Genomic DNA, 25,258 nt, shown 5'->3' with positions numbered 1-25,258 from the left:
GCTTCGCGCCTGTCTGCCGTACGCCGTTCCGCGGATCCGCTCCGGTGACCTCGTCGTTCGGCGCGACCGCTCTCACGGCCGTCTGACCCGCCGCGCAGGAGGACTCCGCCCTGCAGGCGGTCCCTGCGCCTCCGCGGAAGGTGCCACCGGCGTCGTCGCGGCTGTCCGCGCAGGCGCCTCCTGCGGGTCCGCGTCCGTCGCGTCTCCGCGATCTAACGCCCTCTCGTGCGCCTCCCTCCCCCACCACCCTTCACTCGGAAGAGACCATCATGAACGACACCCTGACGCCCGTCCGGTCTCCCGGCACGGAGCGACGACTCGACTTCGCCACGACGGCGGACGGCGCGCACCTGACGCCCGTCGACCGCTTCGAACTGCGGATCGGACTCTGGTTGCTGCTGCGCAGCGCCCGCCGCCAGGAGGGCGCGCGCGATCGCGACGCGCACGCACGCCGTATCCGCAATGATCGGGCTCGCTCCGATCTCCACCATGCTGCCCTTCGCGTCCACGCACTCGACAGCATCCGCGCCTGACCCGCGCGGGGCCCTCCGGAGGCCCCGCGCGCCCTCACTTCACACAGAACGGAGATCGTCATGATCACCGCCCCCGCCCCCACGGGCATCGAACTTCGGCCGCTCACGATCCCGGCGTCGCTCGATGCGCCCGACGCCGCCGACTTCCTTGCGATGGTCGACGTGCGCAACCGCATCTACCGCGAGATCTCCGGTCACGGCGACGAAGCGATCACCGCGGCTGAGCTTCTCCCGCACTACCTGCCCGACGAGTACGAGCTGCGCTTCAGCTGGCTCGTGCTCCATGACGGGATCCTGGTCGGCAGGGTCGGCGTGGACGTCCCGCTGCACCCTGGGTCTCGCGTGGCCTTCTGGCTCGTCGAGCTGCTCGAGGCGGCGCAGGGTCAGGGCATCGGCTCGACGGCATACGAGCTCGTCGAGCAGACCGCGCGCGAGCACGGCCGCACCATCCTGCAATCCTGGGCCGAGCACCGCGCCACCGACGGTCCAGAGCTGGCCGCGCCGACGGGCTTCGGGTCGATCCCGCACGACCGGGCGGCGCGCTTCTACCTGCGGCACGGTCACACGCTCGAGCAGATCGAACGCAACAGCGCCTTCGAGCTGCAGGGCTCGTTCGACGAGGTCGATCGGCTCCTCGCGACGGCGGAAGAAGCCTCGAGCGACTATCGCATCGTGCAATGGTCTCCTCCGACGCCCGCGGAGTACATCGACGGCTACGCCTGGATGAAGTCACGGATGAACACGGATGCACCCGCAGCCGCCATGGAATTCGACGAGGAATTGTGGGACGCGGCGCGCGTCTCACGGCACGACGCCCTTTACACCGACGGCGGCCGGCTCCTTCTGGTGACGGCGGCCCAGCACATCGAGAGCGGCGAGCTGTGCGCCTTCAACGAACTCGTCGTCGGCCGAGACCGGACGGAGGCATCGCACCAGGAGGACACGCTCGTCCTGAAAGAGCACCGGGGCCACAGGCTCGGCACCCTCGTCAAGTGCGCCGGACTGCTGACGTGGCGAGCACTCGTCCCGCAGTCGCCGCGCGTGCTGACGTACAACGCGGAGGAGAACCGCCCCATGCTCGACATCAACGAGGCGATCGGCTTCGTCCCGATCGCCTACAACGGCGCATGGAAGAAGGTGCTCGATGCCTGACATCTCGACGGAGCAGGTGGCGGTCACACGGATCGCTCCGCCCGCGCGTCTCGATGGTCCCGAAGCGGCGCCCTTCCTCGAGATGGTCCGCATCGGCAACGCCGTCTGCCGGCACGACACGGGACACGACGACCTGGCCCAGGAACCGGCCGAGATGCTCGGCTTCTGGCAGGACCAGACCTACTGGGGTCAGGAAGGGTTCGTCGCCGAGCGGAACGGGGCCATCATCGGTGCCCTGAAGCTGTCCTACTCGAAGGAGGACGGGGCGACCGCCCTCGAGTTCGACCTCATGGTCGACCCCGAGCACTGGGGCGAGGGCGCCGAGCAGGCGCTGCTCGGCGTCGTCGAGGATGAAGCACGATCGCTCGGTCGTACGGTCGTGCAGACCTGGACGCTGCACCGACCGGACGCGGGCGGGCATCGGCTCGAACCCTCCACCGGGTGGGGTTCGATCCCCGCAGAGGATCGCCAGACCGTCCTCCACCTGACGCACGGCTTCACGTTGGAGCAGGTCGAGCGCAACAGCGCGTTCGACCTCCGCGGATCGTTCGAACTCGTCGAGCGCATGCTCCACGACTCGCTGCGCGCCGCCGGCGACGACTACCGCGTCGTCGAGTGGACCTCGCCCACCCCTCCCGAGCATCTCGACAGCTTCGCCTACGCCATCTCCCGGATGTCGACGGATGCGCCGCAAGGTGGACTCGTCATCGAGGAGGAGAAGTGGGATGCCGAGCGCGTCCGTGCGCGCGACGAGCGACTGAGAAGCCAGGGTCTGCTGGCTTCGCTCGCGTGCGTCGTCCATGTGCCCACCGGCGCGATCGTCGCGTTCAACGAGCTCGTGATCGGCGAGGACCGCAGCGCGGCCACCCAGCAGTACGGCACGCTGGTCGTGCGAGAACACCGGGGACGACGGCTCGGCACCGTCGTCAAATGCGCAAATCTCATCCGCTGGCGCGATCTCGTGCCCGAGTCGCCGCGCGTGACCACGTTCAACGCCGAAGAGAACCGCCACATGCTCGCCATCAACGAGGCGATCGGGTTCGAGGCGGTGTCCTACGCAGGGGCGTGGAAGAAAATGCTCACCTAGGCCCTCAGCCGGCGGAGCACTGGTTGTAGTTGCTGCTGTTGCCGTCGCGGCGCTTCTCCACGAATCCGGTGAGCTTGCCGCTGACGAGGGCTCCGGATCCGCTCGAGACGGTGGCCGTCACGCGCCCCGTGCCGTTGGTGGGGAGGGTGAACGACACCGTGATCACGCCACTGACCGCGGCTCCGGTGCCGGTGATGGTGTAGGGGTTCATTCCGCTGGCGACGAAATTCACGGAGGAGCCGAACGAACCAGCCCCTGAGTGCGAGAGCGTGATCACGATCTCCTGGCCGACCGGAATGGGACCGGAAGTGAAGGTGAACGAACCGGTGGGCCCGCTTCCGGCGCAGGATCCCGTGATCGATACCGCGACATCGCTGCTGGCGGCGAAAGCGGGAACGGGAGCGGCGAAGACGATCGCGGGGACAGCCCACGCCGCCGCCTTGGTGACCGTCCTGCGGGACAGACCGGGCGCCACGGATTCGTTGTCAGACATCAGGGTTCCTTCGGGGGGACGGAGGGGAGCTCTTCATCCTAGCCAGTGCAGAGGACTCGCGCGTCGGCCGAAATCGCTGGCAGCCAGGGCAGTAGTGGCTGGAGCGGTTCATGAAGGAGACGCGTACGATCGCGCGCCCGCAGCGCGGGCAGGGAAGTCCGGTGCGGCCGTAGGCATTCAGGGAGTGCGCGAAGTAGCCGGCCTGCCCGTTGACGTTGACGTACTGGGCGTCGAAACTCGTGCCCCCCTCCGCGAGCGCCTGGTGCAGCACCGCGCGGATCTCGCCCAGCAGACGGTTGACGGTACGAGTCGCGAGCGCTCTCGACTCAGTCTCAGGGTGCAGCCGGGTGCGCCAGAGTGCTTCGTCGGCGTAGATGTTGCCGATGCCGCTGATGACCGTCTGATCGAGCAGGACCCGCTTGATCGCGGACCCCTTCCGCCGCAGCGCCTCGCGGAACCGGTCGTCGCGGAAAGCGGGATCGAGCGGATCGCGAGCGATGTGGGCGACCTGTTCCGGGACGAGCGGCTGATCCGTGCCGAGCCCACCGGGCGCGGCATCCGGCGTCGACGTGAGGGGGTCCACCGTGAGTGAGCCGAAGGTGCGCTGGTCGGCGAAGACGACGGCCAGCTCACCGTGCTGCGGATGCTGGATCTCCAGGCGGATGCGCTCATGCCTCTCGGCAGGCGCACCGGGCGTCCGCAGGAGCAGCTGTCCGCTCATGCCCAGGTGAGCGAGGAGGGCGTGGGCGGGCTGTGACTCGCCTGCCGCCGGCGCGAGCGGGATCCAGAGGAACTTGCCGCGTCGCGCCGCTCCGTGCAGCACCCGTCCCGTCAGGACGCGTTCGAAGTCCGCGGCCGTGCCGTCGTATCTCGTCAGTGCGCGCTCATCCCACGCGCTGACGCCGACGACGGTGGCGCCGGACACGGCGGGGTCGAGGCCCGCTCGGACGACCTCGACCTCGGGAAGCTCCGGCACGGCGCGCTCAGCCTCGTGCGCTGAGCTCGCGCCAGGCGTGCAGCGCAGCCGCCATCTCGGCCTGCTTCTTGCTCGAACCCGTTCCGTGGGCGGAGTAGTCTCCGACGGTGACGGTGGCGGAGAAGAGCCGGTTGTGGTCAGGACCGGTCGAGGTCACCTCGTACACCGGAGGCGTCGATCCGGTGCGGGACGCGAGTTCTTGAAGCGTCGTCTTGGGATCCACGGCGGCGCCGTAGCGGTCGGGATCCGCCAGGAGAGGGTCGATCAACCGCAGCACGAGACCGGTCGCGGCCTCCGGGCCCACCGACAGATAGGTCGCGCCGATCACCGCTTCCATCGTGTCGGCGAGGATGGAGTCCTTGTCGCGGCCGCCCGTCTGCTCTTCGCCCCGGCCGAGCTTCACGTGCGCGCCGAGGCCGATGCCGCGGGCGACCTGGGCCAACGCGACGGTCGACACCACGCTCGCACGACGCTTGGCGAGCGCACCCTCGTCGAGCGAAGGGTTGGCCGTGAAAAGCCGCACGGTCACGGCTTGCCCGAGCACGGAGTCGCCGAGGAATTCGAGGCGCTCGTTGTGCGGCCCCTGGCCGTGTTCGTACGCCCAGGAACGATGCGTGAGCGCCAGCGACAAAAGCTCGGGGTCGATATCGACTCCGAGCTTGTCGGTGAGCGCACTGCGCTCAGGTGCGACCTGTGTCACGATCCGCCGGTGCGGGATCAGACGTCGGCGACCTTGCGGCCCTTGTACTCCAGGAACAGCTCCGTGCCCTGCGAGTCGGTGACGACCTTCGCCTGGTGGGGACGCCCGTAGACGACCTTGCCGTTCTCGATGGTCTTGGTCAGCGCGATGGGCGCCGCCTTCCACTGCGCGCGGCGCGAACGGGTGTTGGAGCGGGAGACCTTCCGCTTCGGGGGGTTACCAGCCATGGCTTGCTCTCTTCTGTGTTCGCGACGATGATCCCGGCGCTACGCGCGCGGCTCTTCGTCGTCGTGGTCTGGGGTGAACTGCTCGAGCGCGGCCCAGCGGATGTCGCGGGGATCGCCCTGCTCTGTCCCGGTGCTTCCGGCCAGCCGCTCGCCCGTGACCGGATCGAGGCCGGGGCAATCCGGCTGACACACCGGCTGAAACGGAAGCGACAACACGGCCGCGTCCCTGACCAGAGTTTCAAGATCCACGTGGTCGTCTTGAACCTCGAAGTCAGATGCTTCCTCCCCAGGATACGCGAAAAGCTCCTGAAACTCGACTTCGACGGGTGCGGCGATGTCGATCAGACAGCGACCGCACACTCCGTCGTACTCGGTCTCGAGGCTCCCGCTGGCCAGGATCCCCTCGTGGACGGATTCGAGCCGGACCTCGACCCGCACGTCGCGGCCCGCCGCGACGCTCACCAGTCCCTCGCCCCATTTCTCCGGCGCCGGCGCGTCGATCGTGAACTCGCGCATCTCCCCGGGGTGGTGGACGATGTCGCGCACGGGCAGCGCGAAGGGCCCTGGACGATGATTTCTCACGATCCTCAAGCCTACCGGGTCAGGTGCGCGAAGCTCCCGGGTCGAGGAACCGGGCGACCGCAGGGGGCACGAACGGCGACACGTCGCCACCGAGGGACGAGACCTGCCGGACGAGCGAGCTGGAGACCAGCGCGTGGGCCGGGTCGGGCAGCAGGAAGACGGTCTCGACGTGCGCGAGGTGCCGGTTCACGATCGCCATCGGGGTCTCGTACGCGACGTCGATCTGCGACCTGATGCCCTTCACCAGGACTCCCGCCCCGACGTCGGTGGCGTAGTCCACGAGCAGGCCGACGCTCCAGGAGGCCACGATGACCTGGCCTGTGATGTCGCTCTCCTCGATCGACTGCTCGAGCAGCGCGAGCCGCTGCGCGATCGGCAGCAACGCTTCCTTGCCCGGGTTGTGGACGACCAGCACGTGCAGCTCGTCGTACAGCGCCGCCGCCCGCCGGATGACATCGAGATGCCCGAGGGTCGGCGGGTCGAAAGATCCTGGAACGACGGCGATCCGGCTGCTCATGAGGCGAGCCTATCGGCGGCGGCGATACCTAGTTCTTCGCGAGTGCCGCCCGCTCGTGCTGCCCGAGCCTCCGCTCCAGGGCGCTCGCGAGTCCTGGGTGCGCACGCAGCGCCGGATCCTCCTCCAGTACCTGCTCCGCGACGTTGCGCGCGTGGGCGATCAGATCGGCATCCGTCACGACCCGCAGGAGCCGCAGCGACGATCGTGCGCCGGACTGCGCGTCGCCGAGCACATCGCCCTCGCCGCGGAGATCGAGGTCGATCTCGGCGAGAAGGAAGCCGTCGAGCGTGCCGGCGACCGCTTCGACACGGTCACGGGCGGGCGTTCCGAGTGCCGCCTCCGTCACGAGCAGGCAGAGTCCCGGCACTCCGCCGCGTCCCACGCGTCCGCGCAGCTGGTGAAGTTGCGAAACCCCGAACCGATCGGCTTCGAGGATCGCCATGGTCGAGGCATTCGCGACGTCGACCCCGACCTCGACGACGGTCGTCGCGACCAGCACGTCGATCTCGCCCCGCGCGAAGGACTGCATGATGGCGTCCTTCTCGTCCGCGGGCATCTTGCCGTGGAGCCCGGCGACGCGCAGCCGCGCGTACGACGGATGGCGCGAGAGCAGGTCCAGCACCTGCGCAACCCCCCACCGCGTGCGTACCGTTTCGCCGTCCGAGGGCCCCGCCGGCTCGTCGGCGGTGTCATCTTTCGTCTGCGACTCCGCGTCGATCGCCGGACACACGACGAACGACTGATGACCTGCGGCCGCCTCTTCGGCGATCCGGTCCCACACGCGGGCGAACCATCCCGGTTTCTCGGCCAGGGGCGCGACGAACGTCTGTATTCCAGCCCGTCCCTGCGGCATCGTGCGGATCGTGGAGACGTCGAGGTCGCCGAAGACCGTCATCGCCACGGTGCGTGGAATGGGGGTCGCGGTGAGGACGAGCGCGTGCGGAGCAGAGCCCTTCGCCCGCAGGGACTCGCGCTGCTCGACGCCGAAGCGATGCTGCTCGTCGACGACGACGAGACCGAGGTCGGCGAACGTGGTCGACTCGCTCAACAGGGCGTGCGTTCCGACCACGATGAGCGCCTGGCCCGAGGCGACGCGCAGTGCCGCCTTGCGCCGCTCCGCGGCCGGCATCTGCCCGGTCAGCAGCGTGGGCATGAGCTCGGGGGCCAGACGCGGACCGAGCATCCGCGCGATCGAGCGCAGGTGCTGGCCGGCGAGCACTTCCGTCGGTGCGATGAGAGCGGACTGTCCACCGCTCTGGGCGACCTGGAGCATCGCACGCAGTGCCACGAGCGTCTTGCCCGAACCGACTTCGCCCTGCACGAGCCGGTTCATGGGCCAGTCGCCCTGCAGATCGCGCTCGATGCGATCGCCCACCGAGATCTGATCCGGCGTGCGCTCGAACGGCAGAGCCGCGTCGAAACCCGCCAGGAGCGCACCCGGCGCCCGGCTCGTCGCCGACAGTGCACGGACGGACTGCCGCTGCTGCAGCAGGGCCACCTGCAGGACGAACGCCTCGTGCATACGGAGGGTGGCGCGGGCCTGATCGATCTGGCCCTCGACCTCGGGACGGTGGATGCGGTCGATCGCAGTGCGCGCGTCCAGCAGACCCTCTTCGCGGCGGAGGCTCTCGGGCAGGGGGTCGGCCACCGGGCCGAGGCCGTCGAGGACCAGCTCGACGATCTTGCGCAGCTGCCAGCTCGCGATCGTGCTCGTCGCGGGATAGATCGGGATCGGCAGGTTCGCGTTCGCCTCCGCGGTCAGTCGCGCCGTCTGCTCGTCGTCGAACAGTTCGTAATCGGGGTGCGCGAGCTGCTTGGCGCCGCGGTACTCCCCCACTTTCCCGGCGAAAACCCCCCGCCGCCCCGGCTGCAGGTCCTTCAATCGCCAGGTTTGGTTGAAGAACGTCAGCGACAGTTCGCCCGCGCCGTCGCTGATCACGACTTCCAGCAATGATCCCTTCCGATTCTGCATACGGCGCTCGGACGCACGCCTCACCTCGGCGACGATCGTCACGGGCTCGCCGATCGGCAGAGAGGAGATCGGGGTCAGCTCACCCCTCTTCGCGTAGCGGCGGGGGTAGTGAGCGAGCAGATCGCCCACTGTACGCATGCCGAACGCACGCTCGAGCGCCGTGGCGGTCTTCCCGCCCACGGCGCCGTCGAGACGCGATTCCAGCGCGAGGGCGGGCATGCTCCGAGTCTAGGCACGCCTCCCGACGCGCCGCGATCGGGTCACTGCCCGTTGGTGATCCCGAAGATCCCGTCGACGATGTCCGACAGCAGCGGCGTCCCGTCCAGGTTCGAGGTCTCCATGAAGACCCAGACACCCTCGCGCGCGACGACCGTTTCGACGACGTCGACCGGATACTGGCTGTTCGGCGTCGTCTTCTGGCAGACCGGAGCCCCGAAGTCATCCGTCGTGCACGTGAACCCGTCCGCCGGCAACGCTGCCGCGGCGGCGGCGACATCGGACGCCGGCGCAGTGCTGATGAGCACCAGCAGCCCGGTCGCGTCACCCGCGAACCAGTCGCAGCCCAGGGCGAGCGTCGCGTTCGCGGGCACCGGTCGGACGAACTGCGTGTAGTCGCCGCCCTGGAAGTCGAGCCCGTCGAGCACTGCGGCACGTGACTGCTCCGTCCCGAGTGCGGCGCAGTCGGTGGGCAGCGTCACCGGCGCAACCGTCGCCGTCGGCGTGGGGGTCGCCGTCGGCGTGGGCGAGCCGCTCGCGGTCGGCGCGGCGCTCGTGGGCGATGCCGTGGGGGTGTTCTCCGCCCCGTCGCACGCAGAGAGGCCCAGCGCCAGGATCCCGGCGAAGACGAGCGTGGACAGGGTGCGCGTGCGTGTGCGTGTGCGGATCATCGCCGTTCCGATTCTCTCGAAGATCCCCCCTGACCCGAGCATAAGGGTGCATAGGCTGGGGGCGTGCCACGGATCATTGCAGGACGTGCCGGATCGATCGTGCTCGACGTCGCCGACAGCGGAACCCGTCCCACGAGCGATCGGGTCCGAGAGTCGCTGTTCGGTGCCCTCGAATCCGCCGACGCGCTGCGAGGTGCCGCGGTGCTGGACCTGTACGCGGGATCGGGGGCGCTGGGACTTGAGGCGGTGAGCAGGGGCGCGGCATCCGCGGATCTCGTCGAGAAGTCGCCGCAGGCGGCGGCGATCGTGCAGCGCAATGCGGCGAAGGTCGGCAAGTCCGTCGGGCGCGACGTCGCGATCACGGTGCACCGCAATGCGGTGGCGACCTTCCTCGGCGGGCCGCGCGGACCGTACGATCTCGTGTTCCTCGACCCGCCCTACGAGCTGTCCGAGGCGGACTTGACACATGCGCTCTCTTTACTCGTCCCCTCACTGTCGGCGGAGGCCACCGTCGTGGTCGAGCGGGCCGCTCGCGCCCCGCAGCCGCTGTTGCCGCCCGGGCTGCGCCACGAGCGTTCCAAGAGGTACGGCGACACCGTCCTGTGGTGGGCGACGCCGGTCGGCTGATCAGCCGCGGTGGGCGTCCCAGTCCCGGTAGGGATCCCACCCGGCGCGACCGTCGTGGGCTCTGCCGTCCACGAGCACGCGATGCGGACCCGCTGGCAGGACGCGTCCGATCGCCCGGAAGCCGGAGGGCAGCGGATCGGAATCCGGGAAGGCCGCGAGCAGCGCGTGGTCCTCGCCTCCGGTGAGGGCCGTCTGAGGATCGGGTCCGAGCGCTGCGGAGTCGATCCCGATCGATACCTCGGATGCCGCGGCCATGCGCGATGCGTCCAGCAGGAGTCCGTCCGAGACGTCCATGAGGGCCGTCGCCCCCGCGTCCGCCGCAACCGGCCCAAGGGCGATCGGCGGCGTCGGCGCCAGCTGCGCGCGGAGCGCGTCGCGCTCGGCGTCGTCGAGGAGGTCGGCGTCGACGGGGACCGCCTCACCGGAGGCGTCGCGGAAACGATCGAACAGGATGCCGAGCCCGCGTCCGGCGAGTCCGAGCGCGCCGGCCACGGCGATCACATCGCCCGCGCGTGCGCCGCCGCGGAGCACAGGTTGTCTCCCGTCGAGGCTGCCGAGCGCCGTGACGGCGATCGTGAGCGTGTCCGAGACCGTGAGATCGCCCCCTTCGATCGTGCAGCCCGGTGCGAGCGCCTCGCACGCGGCGCACAGCCCCTCCGCGAACCGCTCGACGAAAGCGACGGTGGTGCTGCCCGGCATCGCGAGGGCGACGAGCAGCGCCGTGGGCCTCGCGCCCATTCCCGCGATGTCGGCGAGATTGACCGCCGCCGCCTTCCACCCCAGGTCGAACCCGTTCGACCACGCGAGCCGGAAGTCCGGGCCGTGGACGAGGGTGTCGGTGGTCGCCACGACCCGCCCATCGGGTGCGGACACGACGGCGGCGTCGTCTCCGGGACCGACCAGGGCGCGCGACGGCCCGATCCGCTCGAGGATCCTCGCAAGGACCGCCGCCTCGCTGAGCTCACCGACCGTCCGTTCGTCCGCGCGCGAGCTCATCCGTCCACGGTAGCGTCCACGACTCGCAGCGAGGCACGCGAACGGGCCCGCAGGTAGCCTGGAGGAGTGTCCCACCGATCCGCTGCCCTCGTGTCCGTAGCGCTGGTCACCCTGCTCGGCGTGGCGCTGTCCGGCTGCGCCTCGACGGTGTCGCTGGAGGCCGCTCCCGAGGCGAACACGCCGGAGTGCGCGGACGTCACCGTGCGGATGCCCGACACCGTGGACGGCCAGGAGCGCCGCTGGACGGACGCGCAGGCGACCGGGGCGTGGGGCGATCCGGCCGCGGTGATCCTGACGTGCGGGCTCGAAGCACCCGGCCCGTCCACCCTCCGCTGCATCACGATCGGGGGTGTGGACTGGCTCGTCGATGAGAGCGAGGCGCCGCGCTTCCGACTCACCACGTATGGGCGGACGCCGGCTGTCGAGCTGTTCGTCGACAACGAGGTCGTCTCGCCCAACAACGTGCTGTCGGATCTCTCCGGAGCCGTCGGTCAGCTACCGAAGGATCGCGAATGCATCGCTCCCGAGTCGGCGGATCCTGAAGCGCAGGGTTAGGCGCGCTCGAGTGCAGTGTCGATCAGCTCGGCGATCAGCTCGGGGTAGGTCATGCCGGACGCGATCCAGCACTTCGGGAACATCGAGATCGGCGTGAACCCGGGCATCGTGTTCAGCTCGTTCACGACGAGCCCGTCGGACGCGAGGAAGAAGTCGACCCGCGCGAGTCCCCGCCCGTCGACGGCTTCGAACGCGCGGATGCCGAGCTCCTGGATCGCGGCGATCTCGGCGTCGGTCAGCTCGGCGGGGCACACCACCTCGGCCCCGTCACCGCCGAGGTACTTCCCCTCGAAATCGTAGAACTCGCGCGTGGTGAGGACGATCTCGCCCGGGAGCGACGCCCGCGCGCGGCCACCGCGGCGGCCTTCGAGGATCGCGACCTCCACTTCGCGCCCGACGATCGCCGTCTCGATGAGGACCTTCTCGTCCTCCGCGAAGGCGACCCGGAGGGCGTCGTCCAGCTCATCGGGCGCGGCGACCTTGGACACACCCACGCTCGAACCCGCGCGCGCGGGCTTGACGAACAACGGAAGACCCAGGGCCACGGCGTCCGCCCGCACTGCGTCGGGATCGCGCGCCCAACCGGCGGCCGTCACGGTCACCCACGGAGAGACCGGCACGCCCGCTGACCGGAGCACGATCTTCATGAAGTGCTTGTCCATGCACAGCGCCGAATCCAGCACCCCGCCACCGGCGTACGGCAGCTCGAGGGTGTCCAGGAACCCCTGGACGGTGCCGTCCTCGCCGTGCACGCCGTGCAGGATCGGCAGGACGACATCGACGTTCCCGAGATCGGCGATGTCACCGTCCGCGCGGCGCACGCGCAGCGTCCGATCGCCACCGCCTTCGGGCCACAGGATCCGCGAGCCGTTGTCGATGACCTCCGGAAGCCGGTCGGCGTCGAGGCCGAACTTGTCGGGATCGTCGTCCTCGAGGACGAACACACCCTCGCGGGTGATCCCGACCGGGATCACCGCGTAGCGGTCACGCGGAATCGCGCGGAGAACGCCGCCCGCCGTTGCGGAACTGATCGAGTGTTCGCTGGAGCGACCTCCAAAGAGCACCACCACCGCCGGCCTGTCCATTCTGCGTCCTTTCGCCCTGGGGCTCATCGTCATCCGTCGTGAGGTGTGGTGCGATCTCACGCGGGTCCATCGTTCCGTCCAGCACCATCTTCACCTGCTCGACGATCGGCATCTGGATGCCGGCCTCGCGGGCGAGCTGCAGCACCGGCGCGACCGAAGCCAGGCCTTCGGCGGTCTGGTTCATCTGCTTCACGACGTCCTGGAAGCTGTAGCCCTGGCCGAGAAGTCGGCCCGCCGTGTTGTTCCGGCTGAGCGGCGACTGGCCCGTCGCGATGAGGTCGCCGAGGCCCGCGAGGCCCTGCAACGTCTCCACCTCCGCGCCTTGGGCGACCGCGAAATCGCTCATCTCCACGAGACCGCGCGTGATGATCGAGGCCTTCGTGTTCTCCCCGTATCCGACCCCGTCCACGATCCCGATCGCCACGGCGATCAGGTTCTTGAGCACTCCGCCGAACTCGGTGCCGATCACGTCCGTGTTCACGAACGTGCGGAAGTAGCGGTTGCGCGCACGGCGGGCGACCGCATCGGCGGTCTCCTGGCTGATCGAGGAGATCACCGCCGCCGTCGGCTGCTCGCGGGCGATCTCAAGCGCGAGGTTGGGCCCCGAGGCCACGGCGATGCGCGCCGGGTCGCAGTGCAGCTCCTGCTCGATGACCTGACTCATGCGCAGGCCGGAGCGCCGCTCGACGCCCTTCATGAGAGAGACGATCGGCGCGTCCGTGCCCGTCACGAGCGGACGGACCGCCTTGAGGTTCTCCCGCAGCGCCTGGCTCGGGATGGACAGATAGATCTGCTCGGCGCCGTCGAGCGCTTCCGACAGATGATGCGTCGCGTGCATGTCGCGCGGCAGGTTGATCCCCGGGAGATACTCGCTGTTGCGCTTGGCCTCGTGGATCTCGTTCGCGAGCTCGGGTCGACGTGCCCACATCGTGACGTGCGCACCGCCGTCCGCGAGGATCTTGCCGAACGTCGTCCCCCAGCTGCCTGCGCCGATCACGGCCACGCGCGGCAGGGCGGCTTCCTGTCTACGGCTCAAGGCGACCCGTCTCCTTCTGCCCGTGCTCGCTGGGGTTCCAGCGCTTCGCGGGAGCGGGAACGCCACGCAACTGCGAGAGCAGCTGGGCGATCGCATTCATCAGGCGGTCGGTTCCGGCTACGAGGGCGGCCGGCTGCGTCCCCTTCCCGGCATACTCACCGAGGTCGACCGGATCGCCGACGATGACCTGCACGGGCCGCCGCAACGGCCAGAAGCTCAGCCTGCCGTACCGCGGCAGGATGTCCTGGGCTCCCCAGTGCGCCATCGGGATGAGCGGGATGCCGTCCGCGAGGGCCAGGCGCACCGCACCGGTCTTCCCCCGCATCGGCCACAGGTCCGGATCGCGCGTCAGAGTGCCTTCGGGGTAGACGATGACCCCCCGGCCGTGCTCGACCAGGATCTCGGACGCCTCGATCGTCTGGCGTGCGGCGGATGCCGAGGAGGAACGGGCGACGGGGACCATGCCGGTCGCCCGCAGCGCCCATCCGAGCACCGGAACCTTGAAGAGGCTCTCCTTCGCCATGAAGCGCGGCGCGCGCCCCATCCGCCACACGGCGACGGCGACGATGAGGGGGTCGAACTCCGTCGAATGGCTCGGCGCGAGGACGTACGCGCCCTCCTGCGGGAGCTTGTGAGCGTCGATGATCTCGATCTTGGCGAAAATTGCGGTCAGCGGCACGACGACCCAGGAGAGCGGCCAGAACACGCTCGGGCGGGTTCGCTCCGTGCTGCGTCGGGGCGTACGCGCGCCCGGAGTGCGGGGTGAGGCGGTGGCCACGCGTCAGCCGATGACGTCGAAATCGGCGCCCAGGGCGTCGAGCTTCGTGAAGAGCTTCTCGTAGCCGCGGCGGATGATGCCGACGTTGCGGACGACGGACTCGCCTTCGGCCGCCAGAGCCGCGATCAGGTAGCTGTACCCGCCCCGCAGGTCGGGCACCACGACATCGGCGCCGTGCAACGGGGTCGGGCCGTTGATCACCGCTGCCTGCTCGAGCGCGCGACGCGGCACGCGGCGGTCGGGGCTGTCGATCCCCTGCGGATGCACCACGATGTCCGCGCCCATCTGCACGAGGGCCTCGGTGAATCCGAGACGGTTCTCGTATACGGTCTCGTGCACGATCGACGTGCCGGGCGCCTGGGTGAGCGCGACGATGAGGGGCTGCTGCCAGTCCGTCATGAAGCCGGGATGCACGTCCGTCTCGACGACGACCGGCTTGAGCGCGCTTCCCCGGCGGAACCGGATGCCGTCCTCGTGCACGTCGAACTCGCCGCCTGCCTTGCGGTACACGTTGAGGAACGTCAGCATCTCCTGCTGCTTCGCGCCGCCGACGTAGATGTCGCCGTCGGTCGCGAGCGCGGCGCACGCCCACGACGCTGCCTCGTTGCGGTCGAAGATGCAGCGATGGTCGTACCCGCGCAGGCTCTCCACGCCCTCGATCAGGATCACCCGGTTGGGCTCGTAGGAGATGATCGCGCCCATCTTCTGCAGGACGGCGATGAGATCCATGATCTCGGGCTCGATCGCCGCGTTGCGCAGCTCGGTCACACCCTTCGCTCGCACGGCGGTGAGCAGGACCTGCTCGGTCGCGCCGACGCTCGGGTAAGGCAGCTCGATGTCCGCGCCGTGCAGGCCGTTCGGTGCCGTGATGCGGATGCCCTCGTAGGTCTTGTCGACGATCGCGCCGAACGCGCGGAGTGCGTCCATGTGGAAATTGATGGGGCGGTCGCCGATCCGGCAGCCGCCGAGGTCGGGGATGAGGGCTTCGCCGAGGAGGTGCAGCAGCGGGCCGCAGAAGAGGATCGGGATGCGGGAGGCCCCGGCGTGCGCGTCGATCTCCTCGAAGTGCGCCGAGACGGCCCCGCTCGGGTCGAACACGAGGGAGCCTTCCTCGTCACCCTCCTGCACGGTCACGCCGTGCACCTCGAGCAGGGACCGGACGACCTGTACGTCGCTGATGTCGGGCACGTCGCGCAGGACGCTGACCGTCTCTCCGAGGAGTGCCGCCACCATCGCCTTCGTGGCGAGGTTCTTCGCGCCCTTGACCTCCACGCGTCCGGTCAGTGGGCGACCGCCGCGGATCGCGAGCGTCTCACCGGTCATGCCGCCCCCTGTCGCCTTCGATCGTGCCTGGTCGTCCAGAAGCGTCTTCATCCGGTGGATCCTCACTTGTGTCTCGAGGGAACGGCCGTCCGCGCCCAGCCTCGTGGGCTGGATGCCCGAGCCTACGGAACCGACTGAGTCTATGGAACAGGCAGTGTCCGAGGGCGCCACGCCTCTCGGCGAGCCTCGAACTGCGCGATCTTGTCCTCGTTGCGCAGGGTGAGCCCGATGTCGTCGAGCCCTTCGAGAAGCCGCCACCTAGTGTAATCGTCGATCTCGAACGGCACCTGGAGGTCGCCGATCGACGCGGTGCGGGCCTCGAGATCGACCGTCATGCGGATGCCGGGCTCGGCGTCGATCGCCGCCCAGATGCGCTCGAGGTCCGCTTCGGAGATCACGCCGGTCAGCAGTCCCTGCTTGCCGGAGTTCCCTCGGAAGATGTCGGCGAACTTCGGGCTGAGGACGACCGCGAATCCGAAATCGCGCAGTGCCCAGACGGCGTGCTCCCGGCTGGACCCGGTCCCGAAGTCGGGTCCGGCGACCAGGACGCTCGCGCCCTGGTACGCGGGCTGGTTCAGGACGAAGTCCGGGTCCTGCCGCCACGCCGCGAACAGGGCGTCATCGAACCCCGTCTTGGTCACGCGCTTGAGGTAGACCGCGGGGATGATCTGGTCGGTGTCGACGTTCGAGCGCTTCAGCGGCGCGGCGATGCCGGTGTGGGTGGTGAACTTCTCCATGATCAGGCCTCCCCCGCCTGGACGCGCGCGAAGATCGGAGTCTCGGACAGATCGTCGTCCGCACGCGGCGGAAGGTCGCTCGGGCTGGACAGAGTCCCCCGTACCGCCGTGGCCGCCGCGACGAGCGGCGAGACGAGGTGCGTGCGTCCGCCCTTGCCCTGGCGTCCTTCGAAGTTGCGGTTGCTCGTGGACGCGCAGCGTTCCCCGGGAGCGAGCTGATCGGGGTTCATCCCGAGACACATCGAGCAGCCCGCGAAACGCCATTCCGCGCCGAACTCGGTGAAGACCTTGTCCAGGCCCTCCGCCTCGGCCTCGAGCCGGACGCGCGCCGATCCCGGGACGACCATGACCCGCACGCCCTCCGCTTTCTTCCGCCCTCGCACGATCGAGGCGAACGCCCGCAGGTCCTCTATCCGGCTGTTCGTGCACGAGCCCATGAAGACGGCATCCACGGCGACGTCCTTGAGCGGCGTCCCCGGCTCCAGGTCCATGTACTCGAGCGCTCGCTCGGCCGCGGCGCGGTCGTTCGGGTCGGCATAGTCCGCAGGCGAGGGGACGACGTCGTTCAGCGACACGCCCTGTCCGGGGTTCGTGCCCCACGTGACGAAGGGTTCCAGCTCGTCGGCGTCGAGGTAGACCTCGGCGTCGTACACCGCGCCTTCGTCGGAGGGGAGCGTACGCCAGTAGGCGACGGCGTCCTCCCAGTCCTGCCCCTGCGGCGCGTGCGGCTTGTCCTTGACGTACGCGAACGTCGTCTCGTCGGGGGCGACCATGCCCGCGCGGGCACCGGCTTCGATCGACATGTTGCAGATCGTCATCCGGCCCTCCATCGACAGGGCGCGGATCGCACTGCCGCGGTACTCCAGGACGTAGCCCTGGCCGCCGCCGGTGCCGATCTTGGCGATGACCGCCAGGATGATGTCCTTCGCGGTGACGCCGGGTCGAAGCGTCCCCTCGACCGTGATGGCCATGGTCTTGAAGGGCTTGAGCGGCAGCGTCTGCGTCGCCATGACGTGCTCGACTTCGCTCGTGCCGATCCCGAACGCCATCGCACCGAACGCGCCATGCGTCGAGGTGTGCGAGTCGCCGCAGACCACGGTGATGCCCGGCATCGTGAGACCGAGCTGCGGACCCACGACGTGCACGATGCCCTGTTCCTTGTCGCCGAGCGAGTGCAGGCGCACGCCGAACTCCTCGGCGTTGCGGCGCAGCGTCTCGATCTGCGTCCGGCTGGTGAGGTCGGCGATCGGCTTGTCGATCTCCAGCGTCGGGGTGTTGTGGTCTTCCGTCGCGATCGTGAGGTCCAGGCGCCGCAGACCCCTGCCCTCGGCGCGCAGGCCGTCGAACGCCTGCGGGCTGGTCACCTCGTGGACCAGGTGCAGATCGATGTAGATCAGGTCGGGCTCGCCGTTCTCGCCCTTGACGACGAGGTGGTCGTCCCACACCTTCTCGGCCAGAGTGCGCGGGTGATCGGGGATGTCGGTGGTCATGTCTGTCGTTCTCCAGGAAGAGGGATCAAGCCCGACGGACTCCGCGACGAGGAAGGCCTGAGATTACGAGGACTCGCCGCGGCCGCTAAGGAGAAGGAGAGCGGTGCGCATCGGCCCAGGATAACACCGGCGGCGGACGGGGACCCCTCCCTGCTCAGATGACGGCGCGCTGCTGGACGAGCGGGCAGGCGAAGGGATCCCTTTCGCCCAGACCGACCCTGTTGATGTATCGGACCACGATCGCGTAGGACTGCCACAGGCCGGTCACCGTGTAGATCACACCGTGGCGTTGGCAGTATTCCCGCACGATCGGTGCCACCCGCCGCAGGTGCGGACGAGGCATCGAGGGGAACAGGTGATGCTCGATCTGGTAGTTCAGTCCCCCCATCATCACGTCCAGCGCGCGCGTGCCGCGCACGTTCCGGCTCATCAGGACCTGACGGGTCAGGAAGTCCAGCTTCGCGTCGCCGGGCACGATCGGCATGCCCTTGTGATTGGGGGCGAAGACCATCCCCATGTACACCCCGAAGAGTCCCAGCTGGACAACGAGGAAGACGGCCGCGATCCCCGGGGAGAGGACGAGGAACACCAGCGTGCCGAAGCCCGCAAGGCGAATCGACAGGAAGCCGATCTCAACCCATCGCCGGTCGAGTTTCTCGCGCGATGCCACCCGGCGCACGCCGGAGGCGTGCAGAGACACACCCTCGAGCAGGAGGATCGGGAAGAAGAAAACCCCCTGGTGCGCGACCAGCCAGCGCGCGGCTCGGGACCGAGGGGCTCGCGCCTGCTCCGGGGTAAACGCGATGACCGGGAGGTCGATGTCCGGATCGGTACCGGCTTTGTTGGGATTCGCGTGATGGCGGGTGTGCTTGTGCCGCCACCAGCCGTAGCTCATCCCCACGAGGAGATCGCCGAGGATCAGGCTCACCCAGTCGTTCCATTTGCCCGACACGAAGATCTGCCGATGAGCCGCGTCATGGCCGAGCATCGCGATCTGCGTGAAGAGGACGGCGAATCCGGCGGCCGTGAACAGTTGCCACCACGTGTCGCCGATCCAGATGAACGCGAGGATCGCGCCGGCGAGGACGACGGGCACCGCGGCGAGCTTCGTCCAGTAGTAGCCGTAGCGACGCCGGAGCAGTCCGGAGCGGCGGACGATCGCCGCCAGCTCGGTGAAATCGCTCGTCCCGGTCCGAGGAACTCGGGGCTTGGTGAGGATGATGCCTGCGGACATGACGACCTCCAGAGGTCGATTCATGCGGCGGGCCGGGCTGCGCCCGCTGTCATGCTCGAAACCTACGCCCGCTCCCTGGACGTCTCACAGACTTCGGCGGCGGGAAGCGGGGTCCGCGGGATCACGCGCCCCGTTGAGGCTCGGACGAGGCGGGCTGGTCCACGGTAGGGGGCGTGCCCTTCTCATCGGCGACCACCTGGGCGGCGGCATCCGCGCTGCCCGCCTTCTTCTCTCGCGAAGAGGCGATCAGGCTCGCGACGGTCGCCACCGCCATCGACAGGATGATCACGGCGAGCGACATCCAGGTCGAGATCTCCGGCGCCCACTCGATGTGCTCCCCGCCGTTGATGAAGGGCAGCTCGTTCACGTGCATCGCGTGGAAGACGAGCTTGAGACCGATGAAGGCGAGGATGAACGCGATGCCGTAGTGGAGGTACCGCAGGCGATCGAGCAGGTCGCCGAGGAGGAAGTAGAGCTGGCGAAGTCCCATGAGGGCGAAGATGTTCGCCGTGAAGACGATGAAGGGGCTCGTGGTGATGCCGAAGATCGCCGGGATCGAGTCGATCGCGAACAGCAGGTCGGTCACACCGATCGCGGCGAAGACGATGATCATCGGCGTGAACATCTTCTTGCCGTTCACCACGGTGCGGATCTTCGCGCCGTCGTAGTGGTCGCTGATGTCGATCGTGCGGCGAAGGAGCCGGACGATGAAGTTCTCCTTCTGCACGTCGTCGTCGTGATCGCCGCCGGGGAACGCCTGTCGGTACGCGGTCCACACCAGGAACGCGCCGAAGATGTAGAAGATCCAGCTGAACTGCTCGATCGCCGCCGCGCCGATCAGGATGAAGATGCCGCGCAGCACGAGCGCGATGATGATGCCCACCATCAGCACTTCCTGCTGATAGCGCCGCGGCACCGCGAACTGGCTCATGATCAGGACGAAGACGAACAGGTTGTCGATCGACAGGCTGTACTCCGTCAGCCACCCGGCCACGAACTGACCGGCGTACTCGCCCCCGGCGAAGATCCACATCAGGCCCGCGAAGAGCAGCGCCAGCGTGACGTAGAACACGACCCACAGGGTCGATTCGCGCGTGGACGGGATGTGCGGGCGCTTCAGGATCAGCAGCAGGTCGGCCGCCAGGATGAGGGTCAGCACGACCAGCGAGCCGATTTCGAACCAAAGAGGCAGCTGCAGGTCCATGGAGGCCTTTCGGAGGTGGGGTCGACGGATCGTCGAAAGTCTCTCCCCCGTGCGCGGGGGTGTCCCCCGCGGCGGCGCGGGCCCGGGGAGCCGACGACGGCTCCCGTGATGACGGGCACGCGATGACGGGATACTCCCCCTCGCGCTCCCCAGGATAGCGCGTGAGACGATCCGCACCGCGTCGACACTTATCCGGTGAGAGACAATGAAGCTCCGCTCGCCGACACCGTCGGCGACGGGAAGGGATGCCGATGACCGAGCAGCGCTCGACGGATGACGCGACGCTCGTGGCCCGCGCCGCCGCGGGAAGCGAGCTCGCGTTCCGCGCGCTGTACCGGGCTTATGTCCGGCCGGTGTACTGGCTCGCGCACGAACTGGTCGGCAACCCCGCCGACGCGGAGGACGTGACGCAGGAGACGTTCCTGGTCGCGTGGCGCAAGCTCGGCGGCCTGCAACTCGCGGGAGATTCGCTGCTGCCGTGGCTCGTGACGGTGTGCCGCTTCCAGGCGGCGAACCGGATCCGGCGTCAGCAGCGAGACCGAGCCCACACCGCCGGAGCGCCCGATGACGGCATCCGCTCGACCGTGGACGTCGAACAGCAGATCATCGACGCCGAGTTCGCGCAGCGCATCCTTCGCGAGGTGCAGGGCCTGTCGAGCCTGGATCGCGAGATCTTCCGCCTGTGCGCCACCGAGGGGTACGCCTACTCCGCCGCCGCCGAACAGCTCGGCGTGGCGCACGGTGTCGTCCGCAACCGTCTCTCCCGCATCCGCACGCGCCTGCGGACCGTCGCCGAGGAGAGCAGCACATGACCATCGACCCGCACATGCCCGATCGACCCGCCGAAACACGATCGCTGCCCCCGATCGACGATGAGCGCGTGGACCGCATGGAGGATGCCGTCTTCGCCGGAATCGCCGCGGACCGCCGCACCCACCGCACGCGACGTGCCCGCGGTTGGGCCCTCGGCGGCGCTGCCGCCGCCGTGATCGCGGTCGCCGCCGTGATCGCGCCGAGCGTGGGCGGGGTGCTCGCCCCGGCCGGTGTCACCACGTCCTCCGATGCCGCCGTCGCCCCCGCCACACCGTTCTCGGACGCGGGTGGAGCCGCCGAGGACACCGCGATCTCGAAGGAGAGTCTGAGCTCGGGCGCCGATTCGACGGTCGACTCGACCGCAGCGCGCGACATCATCACGACGGCTTCGGCCACCGTGGTCGTCGACGACATCGCCGACGCGGTCGACGCCCTGACGGATGCCGCGACGTCGCGCGACGGCTATGTCGAGTCGATGAGTGTGGGGCAGTCCGGCGTCGTGATGCCGATCGACCCGATGATGGGCGGGACCACGGACACGTCGATGCCGTATCCCACGCCGGCGGCCGACGCGGCATGGGTCACCCTGCGGGTGCCCGCGGATGCGCTCGACTCGCTCGTGGACCAGCTCTCCGGCCTCGGCGATGTCACCGCCTCCTCCGTGAACCGGCAGGACGTCACCGAGGTGACGGTCGATCTCCGGGCGCGCGTGGATGCCGCGCAGGCGTCCGTGGATCGCATGACCGAGCTGCTCGCCGGTGCCACCAATCTCACCGACCTCATCGCGGCGGAGTCCGCTCTGGCCGAACGCCAGGCCACTCTGGAGTCGTATCAGCAGCAGCTGAAGTACTACGACGAGCAGGTCGCGATGTCGACCCTGACCGTCACGCTCACCGAGCCGGCGCAGAGCGTCGCAGCCGACCACGCCGGGTTCGGCGACGGCCTCGCGGCGGGCTGGAACGGCCTCGTCGCCACACTGAACGGCATCGTGATCGCGCTCGGGTTCCTGCTCCCCTGGCTCGCAGTGGCAGGGGTCGTCGCCCTGATCGTCTGGGGGGTCGTCACACTCGTCCGCCGTCGCCGCCGGAAGGCCTGAGTCCTACACTGGCCCCATGGCAGCACCGGCGAGCGGGGTGCGGCATCCGCTCCGCCACGATCCGATCCTGACCGTGACGCCCAACCCGGCGCTGGATGTCAGCACGTCGGTCGCGCAGGTCGTGCCGGAGCACAAGATGCGCTGCGGACCGACGGATCTGGATCCCGGCGGCGGGGTCAACGTCTCGCGCGTCGTCCGGAATCTGGGCGGCCGATCAACCGCCGTGTACGCGGTCGGGGGCCCCACCGGCCAGGCCTATCGAGAACTTCTGGAGCGCGAGGGGATCGTCGGCCGCGCCGTGCGGATCCGGGCGAGCACCCGCGAGAGCTTCACGGTGGACGAGACCTCGACCGGTGCGCAGTTCCGCTTCGTGCTGCAGGGGCCGACGTTGCGCGAACCGGAGTGGCGGGCGCTCCTGTCCGCCGTCGGCGATGACATGCCCTCCGGCGGGTACGTCGTCGCGAGTGGCAGTCTTCCGCCCGGTGCGCCCGAGGACCTCTACGCGCGGATCGCCCGGATCGCGCGCGAGCGGGGCACCCGCTGCGTCGTGGACACGTCCGGCCCGGCGCTGCGAGCGGCCCTCGACGAGGGCGTCTTCCTGGTCAAGCCCAGCAGGCGCGAGCTCGGCGAGTTGCTCGGTGTCCATATCGACGACGACCCCGCGATGCGGGATGCCGCGCGCGAACTCGTGCGATCGGGCCGGTGCGAGATCGTGGCGCTCACCCTCGGCGAACGTGGGGCGGCGCTGGTCACGCGCGACCGCACGCTCGCACTGGACTCGCCGCGGGTGGCGGTGCGCAGCACGGTCGGTGCCGGCGATGCCTTCCTCGGCGCACTCGTGCTGCGACTCGCACAGGGCCGAGAACCGGCCGCCGCCTTCCGCACCGCGGTCTGTGCGGGCAGCGCGACGGCGATGCTGTCCGCGACGGACCTGTGCCGGGCCGAGGACGTCGACCGGCTCGAGCGGGAGATGGTCCTCCCGCCCGAGCCGGTCCTCTGACTCAGACCTTGGCCGTCGCTTCCGCACCTTCGCGGGCGAGCGCCTCTTCATTGCTGACCGGAGCGAGGGCATCGGCTCCCTGCGCTGCGGCGTCGGCGTCACGCAGGACCGGCTTGCGGGGCCACCAGAACGCGTCCTTCGTGATGAACGCCAGCGCCGGAACGATCACCGTGCGCACGAGCAGGGTGTCGATGAGCACGCCGATGCACACGATGATGCCGATCTGCGTGAGTGTGATCAGCGGCAGCACGCCCAGCACCGCGAAGACCGCCGCCAACAGGATGCCCGCGCTCGTGATCACCGCGCCGGTGGCGGCGAGGGCGCGGATCATCCCCTGGGTGATCCCGAGCCTGTCGCTCTCCTCCTTCGCCCGCGTCACGAGGAAGATGCTGTAGTCCACGCCCAGCGCGACGAGGAACAGGAAGCTGAACAGCAGCACGTTCGTGTCGATCGCGGGGAACCCGAACAGCGGGGTCTGGAAGAGCCACCACGCCGCCCCCACAGCGGAGAAGAAGCTCGCGACGACGGCGATCAGGAGCAGCAGCGGAGCGACGAGCGCCCGCAGCAGGACGACGAGCACCACGAAGACGAGCACGAGGATCAACGGGATGATCAGGGCCTGATCGCGGGCCTGTGCGTTCGTGACGTCGAGGGCCTGGGAGTCCAGCCCGCCCACGAGTCCTTCACCGTTGCCGATGTCGTCCAGCTCCGCGCGCATCCGCTCGATCGTCGCGAACGCCTCGGGAGTCTCTGCGGCGGCGCTCAGCGTGACGTCGATGCGCGCCCAGTCTTCCGTCGTCTCCCCGATGACGGCGGCATCCACGCCCTCCGTGTCGGCGAGCACCGCGGCGGCCTCGTCGGCGTCCTCGACCGGCACGACCACCGCCGCAGGCGAGGTGGCACCGGCGGAGAACGCCTCGGCCAGCACTTCTTGACCTTGCACGGCCTCGGGCTTCTGCAGGAAGCGATCGTTCTGCGACAGGCCGGTCTGCACGAAGAACAGGCCGCTCGCGAGGATGCCGAGCACGATGAAGCCGCTCGTGGCGACGATCACCGGACGCCTGGAGACCGCGCGCCCGAGCTTGCCCCAGACGCTCCGCGAGATCGCGTCGGGCGATCCGAAGCGCGGAACGTAAGGCCAGAAGAGGCCGCGACCGAACAGCAGGAGCGCCGCAGGAAGGACGAAAAGCGCGAAGATCATCGCGACGATGATGCCGACCGCGCAGGCCAGGCCCAGCGCCCGGTTGCCGGCGAGTTCCGCGAACAGCAGAGTGGCCAGGGCCAGGGCGACCGTGGAGCCGCTCGCGATGATCGCGGGGCCGGCACCGCGCAGGGCCCGGCGCATCGCTTCCCGGCGGTCCTCGTGCAGCCGCAGCTCGTCGCGGTAGCGCGCGATGAGCAGCAGGGCGTAGTTCGTCCCCGCGCCGAAGACGAGGACCGAGAGGATGCCGGTGACGGACGCGTCCAGGGTGACACCGACCGCCGAGGCGACCAGGCGCGCGACGATACCCGCGAGGGCGTCAGCGACACCGATCACCACGAGGGGCACGAGCCACAGCCACGGGCTGCGGTAGGTGACCAGAAGGAGGATCGCCACGACGATGACGGTCGTCAGCAGAAGCGTGAAGTCGGCACCGGCGAAGACGGCGGCGATGTCCACCTCGAATCCCTCGGCGCCGGTCAGATAGACGCGCACGCCCTCCAGATCTGCGGATGCCGCGTCCCGCAGCTCCTGGGCGCGCTCGGTCTGAGCCGCCACGTCCGGTTCGGGGTCCAACGGCACGACGAGGAACGCGACGGTGCCGTCCTCGGACACCTGCGCCGGCGGGACGAACCCGTCGCTGGAGAGGTCCGCGAGTTCTCCGAACGCCTTCGCGTCGATCGCGGCGAGGGTCTCCGCGCTGAGTTCTCCGTCGTCGGCGGCGAACACGAGGAGCGCCGAGGTGCCGTCGGCACTGTCGAATTCGTCGAGCAGCCTGTCGGCCTGGACGGACTCCGCAGAGTCGGGCAGCCCCACAGTGGGCGCGGCGTCCGACTCCTCTCCCCCGGCGAGAGCGAACAGCGCCCCGGCGGCCAGTGCGGCGAGCACCAGGACGATCCACGACGTCTTCGCCGAGGTGATGAATCGGAGCAGGCCGGACATGCGCGCCTCATTCGG

Annotated in this window: 26 protein-coding genes; 8 read left to right on the top strand and 18 right to left on the bottom strand. The window is 69.3% G+C overall.

What is annotated here, in order from left to right; all coding sequences use genetic code 11:
* Positions 1 to 269 precede the first annotated feature (269 nt).
* From AB0P18_RS05215 to AB0P18_RS05205, 3 genes are read left to right on the top strand one after another with little or no spacing between them, the layout of a single operon-like run.
* Positions 270 to 533, top strand: a complete 264-nt coding sequence (locus tag AB0P18_RS05215) for a hypothetical protein (protein WP_363359237.1) — start codon at positions 270 to 272, stop codon at positions 531 to 533.
* 60 nt (positions 534 to 593) lie between these two features.
* Entirely contained in the window at positions 594 to 1,685 is a 1,092-nt protein-coding gene (locus tag AB0P18_RS05210; RefSeq protein ID WP_344054016.1) for a GNAT family N-acetyltransferase, read from the top strand.
* A complete protein-coding gene (locus AB0P18_RS05205; protein ID WP_363359236.1) occupies positions 1,678 to 2,772 on the top strand; it encodes a GNAT family N-acetyltransferase in 1,095 nt (364 codons plus the stop codon). Before AB0P18_RS05210 ends, AB0P18_RS05205 begins: the two co-directional genes overlap by 8 nt.
* A gap of 4 nt (positions 2,773 to 2,776) precedes the next feature.
* Here the strand turns inward: AB0P18_RS05205 and AB0P18_RS05200 are convergent, their stop codons facing one another.
* From AB0P18_RS05200 to AB0P18_RS05165, 8 genes are all read right to left on the bottom strand, one after another.
* Positions 2,777 to 3,265: a hypothetical protein gene (locus tag AB0P18_RS05200; RefSeq protein ID WP_363359235.1), complete on the bottom strand. Its 489-nt coding sequence runs from the start codon at positions 3,263 to 3,265 to the stop codon at positions 2,777 to 2,779.
* On the bottom strand, positions 3,258 to 4,241 hold the full coding sequence (mutM, locus tag AB0P18_RS05195; protein ID WP_363359234.1) for a bifunctional DNA-formamidopyrimidine glycosylase/DNA-(apurinic or apyrimidinic site) lyase: 984 nt from the start codon (positions 4,239 to 4,241) through the stop codon (positions 3,258 to 3,260). Before mutM ends, AB0P18_RS05200 begins: the two co-directional genes overlap by 8 nt.
* A gap of 7 nt (positions 4,242 to 4,248) precedes the next feature.
* Positions 4,249 to 4,941: a ribonuclease III gene (rnc, locus tag AB0P18_RS05190; RefSeq protein ID WP_363359233.1), complete on the bottom strand. Its 693-nt coding sequence runs from the start codon at positions 4,939 to 4,941 to the stop codon at positions 4,249 to 4,251.
* Between the two features lie 17 nt (positions 4,942 to 4,958).
* Positions 4,959 to 5,168, bottom strand: coding sequence for a 50S ribosomal protein L32 (gene rpmF / locus AB0P18_RS05185; protein ID WP_344054025.1), 210 nt, complete (start codon positions 5,166 to 5,168; stop codon positions 4,959 to 4,961).
* A 39-nt stretch (positions 5,169 to 5,207) separates the two neighbouring features.
* On the bottom strand, positions 5,208 to 5,684 hold the full coding sequence (locus AB0P18_RS05180) for a DUF177 domain-containing protein (protein WP_344055836.1): 477 nt from the start codon (positions 5,682 to 5,684) through the stop codon (positions 5,208 to 5,210).
* Positions 5,685 to 5,769: 85 nt separating this feature from the next.
* The gene (coaD, locus tag AB0P18_RS05175) at positions 5,770 to 6,267 is read right to left on the bottom strand and encodes a pantetheine-phosphate adenylyltransferase (RefSeq protein ID WP_363359232.1); all 498 of its coding nucleotides are present in this window, start codon (positions 6,265 to 6,267) and stop codon (positions 5,770 to 5,772) included.
* Positions 6,268 to 6,295: 28 nt separating this feature from the next.
* Positions 6,296 to 8,458 (bottom strand): ATP-dependent DNA helicase RecG, encoded by a 2,163-nt coding sequence (locus tag AB0P18_RS05170; protein ID WP_363359231.1) that lies wholly within the window; start codon positions 8,456 to 8,458, stop codon positions 6,296 to 6,298.
* Positions 8,459 to 8,499: 41 nt separating this feature from the next.
* Positions 8,500 to 9,126: a hypothetical protein gene (locus AB0P18_RS05165; RefSeq protein ID WP_363359230.1), complete on the bottom strand. Its 627-nt coding sequence runs from the start codon at positions 9,124 to 9,126 to the stop codon at positions 8,500 to 8,502.
* Between the two features lie 63 nt (positions 9,127 to 9,189).
* Between AB0P18_RS05165 and rsmD the strand changes: the two genes are divergently transcribed.
* A complete protein-coding gene (gene rsmD, locus AB0P18_RS05160; RefSeq protein ID WP_344054033.1) occupies positions 9,190 to 9,753 on the top strand; it encodes a 16S rRNA (guanine(966)-N(2))-methyltransferase RsmD in 564 nt (187 codons plus the stop codon).
* Here the strand turns inward: rsmD and thiL are convergent, their stop codons facing one another.
* Positions 9,754 to 10,749: a thiamine-phosphate kinase gene (gene thiL, locus AB0P18_RS05155; protein WP_363359229.1), complete on the bottom strand. Its 996-nt coding sequence runs from the start codon at positions 10,747 to 10,749 to the stop codon at positions 9,754 to 9,756. It lies immediately after the preceding gene.
* 66 nt (positions 10,750 to 10,815) lie between these two features.
* Between thiL and AB0P18_RS05150 the strand changes: the two genes are divergently transcribed.
* Positions 10,816 to 11,304, top strand: a complete 489-nt coding sequence (locus tag AB0P18_RS05150) for a DUF3515 domain-containing protein (protein WP_344054037.1) — start codon at positions 10,816 to 10,818, stop codon at positions 11,302 to 11,304.
* Here the strand turns inward: AB0P18_RS05150 and AB0P18_RS05145 are convergent.
* The 8 genes from AB0P18_RS05145 to AB0P18_RS05110 all read right to left on the bottom strand — a co-directional run bounded on the left by AB0P18_RS05145 (position 11,301) and on the right by AB0P18_RS05110 (position 20,191).
* Positions 11,301 to 12,389 carry a D-alanine--D-alanine ligase family protein gene (locus AB0P18_RS05145; protein WP_363359227.1) on the bottom strand — a complete coding sequence of 363 codons (1,089 nt, stop codon included), beginning with the start codon at positions 12,387 to 12,389 and terminating at the stop codon, positions 11,301 to 11,303. The genes AB0P18_RS05150 and AB0P18_RS05145 overlap by 4 nt on opposite strands.
* Complete coding sequence (locus tag AB0P18_RS05140) at positions 12,289 to 13,425, bottom strand: NAD(P)H-dependent glycerol-3-phosphate dehydrogenase (protein WP_363359226.1); 1,137 nt, start codon at positions 13,423 to 13,425, stop codon at positions 12,289 to 12,291. Before AB0P18_RS05140 ends, AB0P18_RS05145 begins: the two co-directional genes overlap by 101 nt.
* Positions 13,415 to 14,203: a lysophospholipid acyltransferase family protein gene (locus AB0P18_RS05135; RefSeq protein WP_363359225.1), complete on the bottom strand. Its 789-nt coding sequence runs from the start codon at positions 14,201 to 14,203 to the stop codon at positions 13,415 to 13,417. Before AB0P18_RS05135 ends, AB0P18_RS05140 begins: the two co-directional genes overlap by 11 nt.
* A 3-nt stretch (positions 14,204 to 14,206) precedes the next feature.
* Positions 14,207 to 15,577, bottom strand: a complete 1,371-nt coding sequence (gene murA / locus AB0P18_RS05130) for a UDP-N-acetylglucosamine 1-carboxyvinyltransferase (protein ID WP_363359224.1) — start codon at positions 15,575 to 15,577, stop codon at positions 14,207 to 14,209.
* A gap of 89 nt (positions 15,578 to 15,666) precedes the next feature.
* The gene (leuD, locus tag AB0P18_RS05125) at positions 15,667 to 16,263 is read right to left on the bottom strand and encodes a 3-isopropylmalate dehydratase small subunit (protein WP_344054046.1); all 597 of its coding nucleotides are present in this window, start codon (positions 16,261 to 16,263) and stop codon (positions 15,667 to 15,669) included.
* Between the two features lie 2 nt (positions 16,264 to 16,265).
* A complete protein-coding gene (leuC, locus tag AB0P18_RS05120; RefSeq protein WP_363359223.1) occupies positions 16,266 to 17,753 on the bottom strand; it encodes a 3-isopropylmalate dehydratase large subunit in 1,488 nt (495 codons plus the stop codon).
* 154 nt (positions 17,754 to 17,907) lie between these two features.
* Complete coding sequence (locus AB0P18_RS05115) at positions 17,908 to 18,987, bottom strand: acyl-CoA desaturase (protein ID WP_363359222.1); 1,080 nt, start codon at positions 18,985 to 18,987, stop codon at positions 17,908 to 17,910.
* Positions 18,988 to 19,108: 121 nt separating this feature from the next.
* The gene (locus AB0P18_RS05110; protein WP_363359221.1) at positions 19,109 to 20,191 is read right to left on the bottom strand and encodes a TerC family protein; all 1,083 of its coding nucleotides are present in this window, start codon (positions 20,189 to 20,191) and stop codon (positions 19,109 to 19,111) included.
* A 251-nt stretch (positions 20,192 to 20,442) separates the two neighbouring features.
* On the opposite strand from AB0P18_RS05110, the gene AB0P18_RS05105 reads away from it, so the two are divergent.
* Genes AB0P18_RS05105 through AB0P18_RS05095 form a run of 3 tightly spaced genes read left to right on the top strand, consistent with a single transcriptional unit; the run spans position 20,443 to position 23,100 of the window.
* The gene (locus tag AB0P18_RS05105; RefSeq protein WP_344054054.1) at positions 20,443 to 21,003 is read left to right on the top strand and encodes a sigma-70 family RNA polymerase sigma factor; all 561 of its coding nucleotides are present in this window, start codon (positions 20,443 to 20,445) and stop codon (positions 21,001 to 21,003) included.
* The gene (locus AB0P18_RS05100) at positions 21,000 to 22,100 is read left to right on the top strand and encodes a DUF4349 domain-containing protein (protein ID WP_363359220.1); all 1,101 of its coding nucleotides are present in this window, start codon (positions 21,000 to 21,002) and stop codon (positions 22,098 to 22,100) included. Before AB0P18_RS05105 ends, AB0P18_RS05100 begins: the two co-directional genes overlap by 4 nt.
* 16 nt (positions 22,101 to 22,116) lie before the next feature.
* The gene (locus AB0P18_RS05095) at positions 22,117 to 23,100 is read left to right on the top strand and encodes a 1-phosphofructokinase family hexose kinase (protein ID WP_363359219.1); all 984 of its coding nucleotides are present in this window, start codon (positions 22,117 to 22,119) and stop codon (positions 23,098 to 23,100) included.
* A 1-nt stretch (position 23,101) separates the two neighbouring features.
* Here the strand turns inward: AB0P18_RS05095 and AB0P18_RS05090 are convergent, their stop codons facing one another.
* Complete coding sequence (locus tag AB0P18_RS05090) at positions 23,102 to 25,243, bottom strand: MMPL family transporter (RefSeq protein ID WP_363359217.1); 2,142 nt, start codon at positions 25,241 to 25,243, stop codon at positions 23,102 to 23,104.
* Between the last annotated feature and the right edge of the window lie 15 nt (positions 25,244 to 25,258).

Origin of the sequence: Microbacterium sp. NPDC064584 (assembly GCF_040687315.1) — a bacterium.
Taxonomy (GTDB): domain Bacteria; phylum Actinomycetota; class Actinomycetes; order Actinomycetales; family Microbacteriaceae; genus Microbacterium; species Microbacterium lacus.
This window is presented reverse-complemented; position numbering and strand designations above follow the sequence as displayed.